Raw genomic sequence first — 13,865 nt, 5'->3', positions numbered from 1 at the left:
GATCGGGCGGTTTCGGGACCACCGATCGGCGGCGATAGGATCGCCACCGGCCGCCGACGCGTCGGTCGGCCTACGACCCGCGGTCGCCGCGTCACGCTTCGTCCCGTTCCCATTCCGGACCGACCAGTAGATTAACACTATCGAACCCGTACTATCCCTATGCCCGAAGAGACCGTCGCTCAGTTTCACATCCGATCGGTCCAAGTGCTGGCGGAGGACGAAACGGTCGACGACGAACTGGTTCCGGACCTGAGCGACGACGAGCTGTTGACGGTGTACGAACAGATGAAGCGGTCCCGTCGCCTCGACGAGCGCGCCATCGCGCTCCAGCGGCGGGGAGAGCTCGGCACATACGCCCCCGCGATCGGGCAGGAGGCGGCACAGGTCGGCACCGCGTTCGCCCTCGCCGATGACGACTGGCTCGTCCCGTCGTTTCGCGAACAGCCCGCGCTCCTGGTCCACGGCACGGAACCGGACGCGATCCTCCAGTACGCGAAGGGGATGGAGGAGGGGGCGGAGATTCCGGACGGCGACGGCGCGCTTCCGCCGGCGATCCCCGTCGGCTCGCAGCCGCTGCACGCCACCGGGATCGGCTGGGGCGAGGCGCTCCAGGACCGGGAGAACGTCGCGATCACCTACTTCGGCGACGGCGCGACAAGCGAGGGCGACGTCTACGAGGCGATGAACTTCGCCGGCGTCTACGACGCCCAGACCGTCTTCGTCTGCCAGAACAACCGGTACGCCATCTCGACGGGGACCGAGAAGCAAACTAACACGGAGACGTTCGCCCAGAAGGCGATCGCGGCCGGGATCGACTGCGTGCAGGTCGACGGCAACGACGTCCTCGGGGTCTACCGCGTCGCGCGGGAGGCCGTCGAGAAGGCTCGCAACGGCGAGCCGGTCCTCATCGAGGCCCTGACTTACCGCCGATCGATGCACACGACCTCGGACGATCCCTCCGCCTACCGCGAGAGCGAGGAGGAGTCCGAGTGGGAGGCCCGCGATCCCATCCTCCGGTTCCAGCGGTACCTCGAGAACCGAGGCGTTCTCGACGAGGAAACGAAGGAGGCGATCACCGAGCGGATCGAGGAGGAGCTCGCGGCGGCGATCGAGGAGGCCAACGAACGGCGCGAGGAGCTCGATCCCGCGGACATGTTCCGGCACGTCTACGAGGACCTGCCGCCCGAACTCGAGGAACAGCTCGCGGCGTTCGAGGCCGAAAAGGGGGGTGAGAGCCAATGAGCGAGCGACTCCGGATGGTCGAGGCCGTCCGCGACACGCTGGGTGCGGAACTGGCACGCGACGACGACGTCGTCGTCTACGGCGAGGACGTCGGCGAGGCCGGCGGCGTGTTCCGAGCGACCCAGGGACTGATCGACGACTATCCCGACCGGGTGTTCGACACGCCCGTCGCGGAAGCGGGCATCGTCGGAGCGGGCGTCGGTCTGGCGGCGACCGGGATGCGTCCCGTCGCGGAGATCCAGTTCCAGAGCTTCCTCTACCAGGGGTTCCACCAGCTGGCCCAGCACGTCGCGCGCATGCGGAGTCGAACCCGCGGGACGATCACCTGCCCGATGACGATCCGGACGCCGTACGGGGGCGGGATCCACGCCCTGGAGCTTCACTCCGAGAGCTTCGAGGCGGGGTTCGCCCACATCCCCGGCCTGAAGGTCGTCTTCCCCTCCTCGCCCGCCGAGACGAAGGGGCTGCTCACCGCGTCGATCCGGAGTTCCGATCCCGTCGTCTTCATGGAGCCGACGCGGCTCTACCGCTCGTTCCGCGAGGAAGTCCCCGACGACCACGAGATCCCGCTCGGCGAGGCCCGGGTGGTCGAGCCCGGCGAGGACATCACCGTCGTCGCCTGGGGGTCGATGCTACGGGAGACCCTCGACGCCGTCGACGATATCGACGCGAGCGTCGGGGTGATCGACCCGCGGACGCTGTACCCGCTCGACACCGAGACGATCGTCGACTCCGTGAAGAAAACCGGACGCTGTGCGATCGTCCACGAGGCCCCCAAGACCGCGGGGATGGCCGGCGAGATCATCGCCCGGCTCAACGAGGAGGCGTTTCTCTACCTCGAGGCGCCGATCGAGCGGGTGACGGGGTACGACGTCCCGATGCCCATGTTCGCCCGCGAGGACGACTACCTGCCCGACGCCGACCGCATCGAGGCCGGGATCCGCGACACCCTCGAGTTCGGGTAGACCGCGGGCGGTCGCGGCAGTCGACCCGAGATCTCTCCCGTCCCGCCGTCCGTTCGACACGACGAACGCGGTCCTCGCCACCGGTTGCTCCGGTATCGGCCGTTCGGCCGTCCGCGCGCTTCTCGCCGACGGCTGGACGGTCGACGCAACGGCCCGCGACGGCGAGGCGCTGGCCGATCTCGAGGCGTGTGCAGACGGACCGACTCGACGCTATCGCGGACGCCGACCCCGGACTCACCCGTCCGAGGGCTCACTCGCTCCGCGTCGGGTCTCGACCGCGACCGATTCGGCGCTCGCCGCCGACTCGTAGGCGGCCTCGACGACGGCGACGGCCTCGAGTCCGTCGTCGGGCGTCACCAGCGGCTCCCGCCCCTCCCGAACGGCCGCGACGAAGTCCGCGACCAGGTTCGCCGTCGGGTCGGCACCGTATGGAACCGTGTGAACGCCCGCCTCCTCGCCCGAAGCGACGGTGTGGGTGAGCGACTCGCCCGTACAGTCGATCGCGAGCGTCCCGTCGGTGCCGACGAACTCGAGTGTCGCGTCGCCCCAGGTGTGCCACGCGTCGGGCTTGCTCCAGGAGCCGTCCAGCAGGAACCCCGTCCCGTCGGTCAGCTCCATCGGGAGGACGTTCACGTCGTCGACCTCACCGTCGTGAAAGCGCGTGTCGACCTCGGCGTACACCTCGGCGACGCGCTCCCCGGTGAGCGCCGCGACGAGATCCACGAGGTGAACGGTGTGGTCCATCACGGCGCCGCCGCCGGCCAGTTCGGGGTCCACGAACCAGCCGCCGGGGATGTGCCCGCGGTTCGTCCCGGAGATCGCCCGCAACGAGCCGAGGTCGCCGGCCTCGAGCGTCCGTCGGGCTCGACGCGCGGATTCGGCGAACCGCAAGGGCATCGCCACGCCGACCGCGACGTCGGCGTCCCGCCAGGTCTCGACGATCGCGCGAGCGTCCTCGAGGGTCGCCGCGAGCGGTTTCTCACAGAGGACGTCGACGCCCGCCTCGGCCGCCCGCTCGATCCACTCGCGGTGGGCGACGTTGGGCGCACAGACCACGCCCGCGTCGATCCGCTCGAGCAGATCCTCGGGGTCCGAGACGTACTCGAGGTCGTGGCGGGTGGCCGTCTCCCGGCCCCGGTCGGCGTCGGGGTCGGCGACGCCGACGAGGGTGGCGTCCTCGCGCTCGGCCAGTGCGGCGACGTAGGCGTCGGCGTGGACGTGGGCGGCCGACAGCAGGCCGACACGGACCGTCATCCCTCCACCTCCGCGGGGGAGACGGGCGTCCCCCGCTCGGCCGACCGCTCGGCCGCCAGCGCGAGCCGAAGCGACGCTATCGCTTCGGCGGGCCCCACGGCGGGCTCGCCGCCCGTCTCGAGCGCGGCGACGAACTGCTCGAGTTCGCGCTGGTAGGGCGTCTTCGCCGGAGCCGGATCGCGGATGGCGTCCTCGGCAGTCCAGGCGCGGTAGGCCCGGGGGTCCGCGCTCTCGTGTTCGACCAGCCCGTCGTCGCCCGCCAGCTCGAGTTCCGTCGCGAACGGGCGCGACGCGGGCTGGGCCCACGACGCCTCGACGTAGCCGATCGCGCCGCTGGCGAACCGGAGCGTGGCGGTGCCGTGGGCGGCCCGTTCGTCGCGAGTCCGTCTGGCGAACACCCGATCGACTGGGCCCCAACACCACCGCAGGTAGTCGAGGTCGTGGATCGCCAGATCGACGAACAGGCCACCGCTGCGGTCGGGGTCGGCGAACCAGTCCTCGGTCCCCCAGTCGGGAAACGGCGACAGTCGTCGAGCGCGGGCGACGCCCGGAGTCCCGATCTCGCAGTCGCGGGCTCGCTGGTAGGCGGGATCGAACCGAACGACGTGGCCGACCCCGCAGGTCAGGTCGGCCTCGTCGACCAGTGACTCGATCTCGCGGGCCGCCTCGAGGGTCGGCGCGATCGGCTTCTCGAGGAAGACGTCGGTTCCGGTCTCGGCGGCGATTTCGACGAGAGCGCGGTGGGTGTCCGTCGGCGTACAGACGTCGAGGAAGTCGATATCGGCGCGTTCACAGAGTTCTTTCGGGTCCGTGTAGGCGTCGGCTTCGAGCCCGGCCTCCTCGAGGAACGGCTCGGGCCCGCTCGGGGAGGCGACGGCGACTACCTCCACGTCCATCCCGTCGTACGCGCTCGCGTGAGTGCGGGCCATGAACCCCGCACCCGCGATCCCTACCTTCATGACAGGGCAGAACACACCATTCGACTTAAACGATTCCCGCGTTCACCGACGGTCGCTCGCTTTCGTCCGGCCGAGCGGTCCGCACGTGTTCCTGTTCGGATCGAGTTTCGGTCCACTGCCGAGAAAGTATCACACGAAAGACAGTCAGAAACTAGCAGGTTCTCCCATTCTGTAAGAAAGATTTAATGTACGTCTTGTAACACTACAGGTCGTGATGGTTGGTAACGAGACTGATACGGGTGGAAGCGGGGGGCGAACGTCGTCGACGCTCGGGACGAGCCGTCGGTCGGTGCTGGCCTCGAGCGTCGTCCTCGGCGGCACGATAGTCGCGGGGTGTCTCGGCGACGAGAACGGGGACGGCGGCGGTGGCGACCAGGTCGCGATCATCTCGAGCGACGCCGGCTTCGGCGACAACGCGTTCAACGACAACGCCCTCGAGGGGCTCGAGGAGGCGGCCGACGAGTTCGACCTCGAGGTGACGCAGGTCGAGGAGACCGAGACCGCGGAGTTCGCGGCCCGACAGGAGGATCTGGCGGCTGACGGGAGCTACGACCTCATCGTGATGGTCGGCTACCAGCACTACGAGGGGCTGGTCGAACACTCCGAGGCCTACCCCGACCAGTACTGGATGCTGATCAACGACCACGTCGAGGGCGCCGACAACGTCTCGGGCTGGATCGAGATGAACAACGAGATGTCGTTTCTCGCGGGCGTCGCCGCCGCCACGCTGACCCAGGAGGAGATCGAACACGGCGACAGCGCGACCGACCCCGACGAGGCCGTCGTCGGCTTCGTCGGCGGCGAGGACATCGATCTGATCAACGCCTTCGAGCAGTCGTACATCGAGGGCGTCGAGTGGGTCGACGACGGCGTCGACGTGCTCACGGGGTACGGCGGGAGCTTCTCCGACAGTGAGGCGCTGAACGACGTCGCCACCTCTCAGTTCGACGACGGTGCCGACATCGTCTGGCACGCCGCCGCAGCCGCGGGCGCGGGTGCGTTCGCCGCCGCCCAGGACAACGACCGGTTCGCGATGGGCGTCGACAGCGACCAGTCGGTCGCCGACGACCAGTACGCCGACGTTATCCTCGGCTCGGCGATCAAGGCGCTCGACGAGGCGACCTACCAGGTCACCGAGGCCGTCGTCGAGGACGACTGGGACAGCGTCTCGGGCGAGCAGAACCTCAGCATCGAGGAGGAGGGGATCGACTTCGTCGTTGGCCAGGAGTTCGAGGGCGAGTTGCCCGACTCGCTCGAGGAAAACATCGAGGCGGCCAAAGAGGCGTACGTCGCCGGCGAGGTCGACCTCACCTGCGGGCCGACGGGTTGCTGAGGCCCCGCTCGGGAGCCACTCCATGATTACAGATCCACAGCGACAGCATGACGGCTGATGCACCGCCCGCGGTTCGACTCGAGGGGATCACCAAGACGTTCGGCGACGTCGTCGCGAACGACGGCGTCGATTTCAGGCTCGAGCGGGAGTCGATCCACGCGCTGCTCGGCGAGAACGGCTCGGGGAAGACGACGCTGATGAACGTCCTCTACGGGCTGTACGACCAGGACGCGGGGACGATCCGCGTCGACGGCGAACCGCGATCGTTCGACTCGCCCCAGGACGCGATGGCCGCCGGGATCGGCATGATCCACCAGCACTTCCAGCTCGTCGAGCCGATGACGGTCCTGCAGAACGTCGTGCTCGGTCACGAACCGGTCGACGGCGGGCTCGTCGACGAGGACGCCGCCCGCGAGGAGATCGAGGCGCTGTGTGACCGCTACGGGTTCGACGTCGACGACCACCTCGAGACGCCCGTCGAGGAGCTCGACCTGGGCACCCGCCAGCGCGTCGAGATCGTCAAGAGCCTCTACCGGGGCGCCGACACCCTGATCCTCGACGAGCCGACCGCGGTGTTGACCCCGCAGGAAGTCGACGGGCTGCTCGACCTCCTCGAGGAGCTGCGGGCGAGCGGGCGCTCGCTGATCTTCATCTCCCACAAGCTCGAAGAGGTACTCGCGGCGGCAGACCGGATCACCGTCCTCCGGGACGGCCGCGCCGTCGACACCGTCGCCGCGGCCGACACCTCCCGTCAGGAACTGGCCCGCATGATGGTCGGTCGCGAGGTGTCGTTCGACCGCCCGGCTCGCGAGGCGATACCCGGCGAGCCGGTCCTCGAGGCCGAGGAGCTGTCGGTCGCGGGCGATCGCGGCCTCGAGCGGGTCAGCGAGATCGATCTCACGGTTCGGGAACACGAGATCCTGGGGATCGCCGGCGTCCAGGGTAACGGCCAGACGGAGCTGATCGAGGCGCTGACCGGCCACCGCGTCCCGGACGCGGGTCGGGTTCGTCTCCGCGGCGACGACGTTACGGACGTCGGTCGGCGCCGACGACTCGAGGCCGGCATCGCCGCCATCCCCGAGGATCGCAACGCCGAGGGGCTGGTCCAGGAGTACGACCTCGTGAAGAACGCCCTGCTCGGGAACCAGACGGTCCCACCGTACGCGAACGACGGCTGGCTCGACTGGTCGGCGGTCGAGGCTCACGCCGAGGAGATCATCGAGGAGTTCGACGTCCACCCGCCGGATCCGTCGGCGACGGCGGGCTCGCTGTCGGGCGGGAACCAGCAGAAGTTCGTCGTCGGCCGGGAGATCGGTCACGACCCGGACGCCCTGATCGCCGCCCATCCCACTCGCGGGGTCGACGTCGGCTCGCTCGAGTTCATCCACGACCGCCTGCTCGAGCTCCGCGAGGAGGGGCTGGCGATCGTCCTGATCTCCTCGAAGCTCGACGAGCTCCGCGCGCTCGCGGATCGAATCGTCGTCATGTACGAGGGGACGTTCATCGACGAGGTCGACCCCACCGGGACGAGCGACGCCGAACTCGGGCTCCTGATGGCCGGACAGCGCCTCGACGAGGGGGCCGAACGCGAGACGAACGGTCGGTCGAACCTCGAGGGGACGCAGTCGGAGTCCGACGCGGAGGCGACGGTCGACCGACGGACCGGAGGTGACGGCGAGCGATGAGCGACGATCCGGGTCGAGTTCGGGGAGCGCTGGACCGCGTTGCGGCCCGACTGCTCGACGCATCGGTGTACGAGCGGGTCGGGATCGCGGTCGGATCGACCGGACTGGCGCTGCTGATCGGCCTCGTGGTCGTGGCGGCGGCCGGGCACAACCCGCTACTGTTTGCCCAGCAGCTGGTCGTCGGCTCGGTCGGGAGCACGGGTGCGTTCACCCGGACGCTGCGCTTTACGACGCTGTTCATCCTGGCGGGCGTCGCCGTCGCCATCGCCTTTCGGGCGGGCGTCTTCAACATCGGCGTCCAGGGTCAGCTGATCGTCGGGGGGATCGCCTGCGTGCTCTCGATCCTCTGGCTGGCGCCGTTCGTCCCGAACGGAACGCTCGGCGGCGTCGGGCTGACGCTCGTCGGGCTGCTCGCGGCGGTCGTCGCCGGCGGGCTGTACGCGGCGCTGCCGGGCGTGTTGAAGGCCTACTACGGCGCCAACGAGATCATCACGACGATCATGCTCAACTTCATCGCGATCGGGATCGTCGGCTGGGCCGTCGACGGCCCCCTCCGCCCCGAGGACGCCCGCTCGGTTCGCACCGAGTACCTCCCGGAGGGCGTCGGCCTCCCATCGGTCGTGTTCTCGGACCCGAACTTCTCGATTCTCGGGCTGGGGCTGGCGCTGGGCGTCGTCGGCGTCGTCGCCGTCGGGATGACCCGGACGAGCTTCGGTTACGACATGGTCACCAGCGGCTACCAGGCCAGCGCGGCGACGTTCTCCGGGGTCGATCCCCAGCGGACGATCGTCGCGACGATGACGCTGTCGGGGATGGTCGCCGGCCTCGTCGGCGCCGTCTTCGCGATCATGGTTCAGGGCTACTTCATCGATCCCTCCGGGATCGGCACCTACGGGTTCGACGCGATCGCCGTCAGCCTGCTGGCGGCGAACAATCCCGTGGGCGTCGTTCCCGCGTCGCTGCTGTTCGGCGCGCTCGAGTCCTCGGGCTCGCACGTCCAGATCCACAGCGACGTTCCCGTCCAGCTGATCGACGGCATCGTTGGGATCGTCGTCCTGTTCGTCGCCGCCCCGGAGCTGTTCCGGATGCTCGCCAAGCGGACGGGTCTTGGAGGTGAGAAGGGATGAGCCTGGCTACAGGTACGAGTCGGCGACGGCTGCGACTCGGCGGGCTCGCGTTGCTCGCGGCCGTCGCGCTCGCCGCGGTGCTCGTCGTCCGGTTCGACGTCCCCCTCGAGCGCATTTTTACGGTCGGCTTTCTCAACCGGACGCTGATGCTGGCGTCGCCGATCGCGCTAGCGGCTGTCGGCGGACTGTACGCCGAGAAGAGCGGCGTCTTCAACATCGGTCTCGAGGGGTTCATGATCTTCGGGGCGATCACCGCCGCGGCGACGCTGTCGCTGGTCGGCGCCTCGAGCCAGCTCCACGTCTGGCTCGCCATCGTCGCCGCGGTCGGCGTCTCGCTGGCGCTGACGGCGGGCTACGCCGTGCTGTTGATCCGGTACAAGGCCGACCAGATCGTCGCCGGCCTGGCGGTGTGGTTCATCGGTCTCGGGTTCGCGCCCTTCCTCGCCTCGCTGCTGTGGGGGACCGTCCGGAGTCCGGGACTGGCGAGTATGAACCGCTACTCGGTTCCCTACCTCGCAGAGGTCCCCGTCGTCGGGTCGATCCTGTTCAACCAGTCGCCGCTCGTAGTCCTGACGCTCGTCGTCGTCGTCGCCGCCTGGGTCGTGCTCTACCGCACCCGGTACGGGTACTGGATCCAGGCCGCCGGCGAGAACCCGACCGCGCTCGACACCGCCGGGATCGACGTCAACCGGGTTCGGTACGCCACCGTACTGTTCTCGGGAGCGATGGCCGGCCTCGGCGGCGCGGTGTTGCTCGCCCACGCCGGGACGTTCATCGGCACCGGCGACACGATGGTCGACGGCCGCGGCTGGATCGCGATCGTCGCCTACCTGTTCGGAAACTACAACCCGATCGGGGCCGCCCTGGCCGCCCTGCTGTTCGGCGGGCTCGAGGGACTGCAGGTCCAGTTCCAGACCGTCGACATCGCGGTCTCTGGCCGGCTGATGGGTCTGTTGCCGTACGTCGGCGTGATCGTCGTCCTGACCGTCTGGGGGAAGACGCGGATGCCGTCGTCGGTCGGCGAGCCCTACGAGAGCGAGGAGTAGCTCGGTGGGTCCCGAGGACGGGCGCTCGGGCGCGGTGCGCTCGAGTCAGAATCCGTTCGATGCGTCTCGCTCGGAGGTGTCGGCGGCGGGGCATTCAAAATCAGTAGCGTACCGAACTGGAACCTCGCACTCTGAGCCAGAGGTATGTGTCTATCACACAATATTGGGCCTCCTTCGGGATCGGTATCCTGTCGAGCTGAAAACCGCCGATATCTCGATCCTTCTGTGGAATCGATTCGATCCCTTTTATACCGGTGAGCGGTGAGTGAGCGTCGAACTCGTACGGAACCGGAACTTCGAACGAGCGTCCCTCCCCCGATATTCGCATTCGGAAATGTACAATACTGTGTTCTATACCCATTTAGGACGGCCGTCAATACGGAACAGGGCGAGGGTGGATCGGACCGATCACCCCCTTTCGCTGCTACTACAAAAGCGTGCGAAATGCACACCTGCGAACAGTATTGGGTGACGCCTGTCGGACAGCGATGCGGTCAACCGTACGTTTTTGTAGGCCTACGGGAAATGACTGCCCATGTCACTAGAAGACGACTCCCTGGACTACCACGAGGCTGACCCGCCCGGAAAGATCGCGGTGGAGACGACCAAACCGACCAACACCCAGCGGGAGCTGAGTCTCGCGTACTCGCCCGGCGTCGCCGGTCCGTGTCGCGCGATCGCCGACGACCCGGACGACACCTACCGCTACACCGCCCGCGGGAACCTGGTCGGCGTCGTCTCGAACGGCTCTGCCGTGCTGGGGCTGGGCGATATCGGTCCCGAGGCCTCGAAACCCGTCATGGAGGGGAAGGGCGTCCTCTTCAAGCGCTTCGCCGATATCGACGTCTTCGACCTCGAGCTCGAGCACGACGACCCCGACGCCTTCATCGAGTCGGTCGCCGGCATGGGGCCGACGTTCGGCGGGATCAACTTGGAGGACATCAAGGCCCCGGAGTGTTTCACGATCGAGCAGCGCCTCCGCGAGCGGATGGATATCCCGGTCTTCCACGACGACCAGCACGGCACCGCGATTATCAGCGGCGCGGCGCTGTTGAACGCCGCCGAGATCGCGGGGAAAGAACTCGAGGAGCTCGAGGTGGCCTTCGCGGGCGCCGGCGCGGCGGCGATCGCGACCGCCCGATTCTACGTCTCGCTCGGCGTTCGGCGCGACAACATCACGATGGCCGACATCGACGGGATCCTCACGACCGAGCGCGCGGAGTCGGGCGACCTCGACCCCCACAGCCGGGAGTTCGCCCGCGACGTCCCTGCGGGCGGGGTCGCCGAGGCGATGCAAGGCGCCGACGTCTTCGTCGGCCTCTCGGCGGGCGGGATCGTCGACGCGGAGATGGTGCGGTCCATGGCCGCCGATCCGATCATCTTCGCGATGGCCAACCCCGATCCCGAGATCGACTACGAGACGGCGAAGTCGGCCCGCGACGACACGGTCATCATGGCCACCGGACGCTCCGACTACCCGAACCAGGTCAACAACGTGCTCGGCTTCCCCTTCATCTTCCGGGGCGCGCTGGACGTCCGCGCCACCGAGATCAACGAGCCGATGAAGGTCGCCGCCGCGGAGGCGCTGGCGGCGCTGGCCCGCGAGGACGTCCCCGACAGCGTGCGGGAGGCCTACGGTGACCAGCCGCTGCAGTTCGGCCCCGAGTACATCCTGCCGAAGCCGATGGACCCCCGCGTACTGTTCGAGCTCGCGCCCGCGGTCGCCGAGGCCGCGATGGAGTCGGGGGCCGCCCGCGTCGACCTCGAGCGCGAGCCCTACGTCGAGGAGCTCGAGGCCCGCCTCGGAAAGTCCCGTGAGATGACGCGGATCGTCCGAAACAAGGCGAAAAGCGACCCCAAGCGGATCGCGCTCGCGGAGGGCCACAACGAGAAGATCATCCGCGCGGCCTACCAGCTCGAGGAGCGGGGGCTCGCCGAGCCGGTGTTGATCGGCGACGAGGCCGAGATCGACCGCACCGCGGCGAACCTCGGGCTCGCGTTCGACCCCGAGGTCGTCGACCCCGACGACGGGACGAACGGCGAGTACGCCGAGGCGCTCTACGAGCAGCGACAGCGCAAGGGCGTCACCCGGCGTGAGGCGACCGAACTCGTACGGGATAGCAACTACTTCGCCTCGGTGATGGTCCAGCGGGGCGACGTCGACGGAATGCTGACCGGACTGACCAACCACTACCCCTCGGCGCTGCGCCCGCCGCTGCAGGTGATCGGTACCGCCGAGGACGTCGAGTACGCCGCGGGCGTCTACATGCTCACCTTCAAGAACCGCGTCGTCTTCCTGGCGGACGCGACGGTCAACCAGGATCCAGACGAGGAGACGCTCGCGGAGGTCACCCGCCACGCCGCCGACATCGCCCGACGGTTCGACGTCGAGCCCCGCGCCGCCCTGCTGTCGTACTCCGACTTCGGCAGCGTCGACAACGAGGGAACCCGAAAACCCCGGCAGGCGGCCAGGAAGCTCCGGGAGGATCCGGTGATCGACTTCCCCGTCGACGGCGAGATGCAGGCCGACACCGCCGTCGTCGAGGACCTCCTCGAGGGCACCTTCGAGTTCTCCGAGCTCGAGAAGCCGGCGAACGTGCTGGTTCTGCCGAACCTCGAGGCGGGCAACATCGCCTACAAGCTGCTCCAGCGGCTGGGCGGCGCGGAGGCGGTCGGGCCGATGCTCGCCGGGATGGATCGACCGGTCCACGTCCTCCAGCGCGAGGACGACGTCAGGGACATCGTGAACCTGGCGGCAGTCGCGACGGTCGACGCGCAAGAAGAGACGTAGGAGTCACAACGGATCCGTGACGTTCGATTCGACCGATTCGGGCGATGCGACGGCTCCGACCGGGCGATCGGTCGCCGGAAGAGAAACGACGTGTTTTCTCCCCCCGCCGCAGCGTGAACGGTCGTGTGCGTCTTGTGGCAAATCTCCCTCGCGAAGCCCGTCCGGAATGGCCGGACGATACCTCGACCGATTCGCAGAACTCCGACAACGTGTCCGTCCAGATGGTGCCATCTGCGGTTTCCGACCGAATCTGCGGATCAAAAATCCGTCGCAGGACGGAATCTCTGAGAGTGAACACGTCCGTCAGTTCCGGACCGTAACGTAGATTTACGGCCATATGGATGTAAGCGATGGCTCCTGTTTCGCTGACCGACTCCTCCATGCGTTCTTCCCTCGCGGAAACGGGCACTACGGTGGACAGGGAGCCTCCCCGTTCAAACGGTTTTGTGCCGTCTTATCCGGTTATTTCGGACCCTCCGTAGTGCGCCCGAAGCGTTCCGGCCGCTTGGAGTACGCGCGTTTCGGACCGTCGCCCTACCGCCCGTTCGAGACCGATACTCCAGTCGCACTCTCCGGTGAGCCAGACGTAGCAAAGAGACGTCCGAAATGTGCGGACGACACCGCTCTACAAAGACGGAACGCTTATTGACTCGAGCGGGCCAGAACTGCCCAATGACAGCCGACGTGCCGCTGACCACCGTCGCCAGGGCGTTCGAAATACTCGAGCACATTCGCGAGGAGGGCGGGGCCAGCGTGAGCGAGCTGACCGACGCGCTCGAACTCCCCAAAAGTACGGTCCACGACTACGTGACGACGCTCACCCGGCTGGGGTACCTGACGAACGACGGCGGGGAGTACGATCTCAGCCTCGCGTTTCTCACGCACGGCACCTACGCGAGAGACGGCGTCGCCTACGCGGATCGCGTCGAGCCCGCCCTCGAGCGACTCGCCGACGAGACGGGCGAGATCGTCTGGTACATCGTGGAGGAGCGCGGCCGGGGCGTCTACGCCGGGAGAGGGCTCGGACGCGACGCGCTCCAGCCCTACGCCTCGATCGGCACGCGAAGCGCCCTCCACACCATCGCGGGCGGAAAGGCGATCCTCGCGGCGCTACCGGACGATCGGGTCGACGAGATCGTCGCCGAGCACGGCCTCGAGCGTCACACCGAGCGAACGATCACGACCCGCGGCGAGCTCGAGGACGCTCGGGAACGAATCGCAGAACGGGGGTACGCGCTCAACGACGGCGAGAACATCGACGGCTGGCGCGCCGTTGCCAGCCCGGTCGTCCTCGAGGAGGAGGATCTGTACGGTGCGATCGCGGTCGCCGGCCCGGAGAACCGACTGAGCGGCGAGTACTTTACGGAGACGCTACCAGATCTGGCAGCGGGGACCGCAAACGAGGTCCAACTACGGCTTCGAAGCGAAGTTGGAACGAAGTTCTCCGGGTGAGCGAAACGACG

10 protein-coding genes are annotated in these 13,865 nt (G+C 68.1%); 8 read left to right on the top strand and 2 right to left on the bottom strand.

Annotated features, from left to right (window positions below):
• Positions 1-159: 159 nt before the first annotated feature.
• Both pdhA and QA609_RS20935 read left to right on the top strand, forming a co-directional pair.
• Positions 160-1,242 carry a pyruvate dehydrogenase (acetyl-transferring) E1 component subunit alpha gene (gene pdhA, locus QA609_RS20940; RefSeq protein ID WP_278304570.1) on the top strand — a complete coding sequence of 361 codons (1,083 nt, stop codon included), beginning with the start codon at positions 160-162 and terminating at the stop codon, positions 1,240-1,242.
• Positions 1,239-2,207, top strand: a complete 969-nt coding sequence (locus QA609_RS20935; protein ID WP_278304569.1) for an alpha-ketoacid dehydrogenase subunit beta — start codon at positions 1,239-1,241, stop codon at positions 2,205-2,207. The genes pdhA and QA609_RS20935 overlap by 4 nt, the downstream gene beginning before the upstream one ends.
• 234 nt (positions 2,208-2,441) lie before the next feature.
• On the opposite strand, the gene QA609_RS20930 is transcribed toward QA609_RS20935, so the two are convergent.
• Positions 2,442-3,461 (bottom strand): Gfo/Idh/MocA family oxidoreductase, encoded by a 1,020-nt coding sequence (locus QA609_RS20930; protein ID WP_278304568.1) that lies wholly within the window; start codon positions 3,459-3,461, stop codon positions 2,442-2,444.
• Positions 3,458-4,420 carry a Gfo/Idh/MocA family oxidoreductase gene (locus QA609_RS20925; RefSeq protein ID WP_278304567.1) on the bottom strand — a complete coding sequence of 321 codons (963 nt, stop codon included), beginning with the start codon at positions 4,418-4,420 and terminating at the stop codon, positions 3,458-3,460. Before QA609_RS20925 ends, QA609_RS20930 begins: the two co-directional genes overlap by 4 nt.
• Before the next feature lie 214 nt (positions 4,421-4,634).
• On the opposite strand from QA609_RS20925, the gene QA609_RS20920 reads away from it, so the two are divergent.
• The 6 genes from QA609_RS20920 (at position 4,635) to QA609_RS20895 (ending at position 13,854) form a co-directional block, all read left to right on the top strand.
• Positions 4,635-5,753: a BMP family protein gene (locus QA609_RS20920; protein ID WP_278304566.1), complete on the top strand. Its 1,119-nt coding sequence runs from the start codon at positions 4,635-4,637 to the stop codon at positions 5,751-5,753.
• 47 nt (positions 5,754-5,800) lie between these two features.
• The gene (locus tag QA609_RS20915; protein ID WP_278304565.1) at positions 5,801-7,438 is read left to right on the top strand and encodes an ABC transporter ATP-binding protein; all 1,638 of its coding nucleotides are present in this window, start codon (positions 5,801-5,803) and stop codon (positions 7,436-7,438) included.
• Entirely contained in the window at positions 7,435-8,565 is a 1,131-nt protein-coding gene (locus QA609_RS20910; RefSeq protein ID WP_278304564.1) for an ABC transporter permease, read from the top strand. The genes QA609_RS20915 and QA609_RS20910 overlap by 4 nt, the downstream gene beginning before the upstream one ends.
• Positions 8,562-9,611: an ABC transporter permease gene (locus QA609_RS20905; RefSeq protein WP_278304563.1), complete on the top strand. Its 1,050-nt coding sequence runs from the start codon at positions 8,562-8,564 to the stop codon at positions 9,609-9,611. The genes QA609_RS20910 and QA609_RS20905 overlap by 4 nt, the downstream gene beginning before the upstream one ends.
• A gap of 535 nt (positions 9,612-10,146) precedes the next feature.
• A complete protein-coding gene (locus tag QA609_RS20900) occupies positions 10,147-12,402 on the top strand; it encodes an NADP-dependent malic enzyme (RefSeq protein WP_278304562.1) in 2,256 nt (751 codons plus the stop codon).
• A 672-nt stretch (positions 12,403-13,074) separates the two neighbouring features.
• Complete coding sequence (locus QA609_RS20895; protein WP_278304561.1) at positions 13,075-13,854, top strand: IclR family transcriptional regulator; 780 nt, start codon at positions 13,075-13,077, stop codon at positions 13,852-13,854.
• The last annotated feature ends 11 nt before the right edge of the window (positions 13,855-13,865 follow it).

Origin of the sequence: Natronococcus sp. A-GB7 (assembly GCF_029688865.1) — an archaeon.
Lineage (GTDB): Archaea > Halobacteriota > Halobacteria > Halobacteriales > Natrialbaceae > Natronococcus.
Note: the sequence above shows the minus strand (reverse complement) of the source record. Positions and strands in the feature narration are given on the sequence as shown.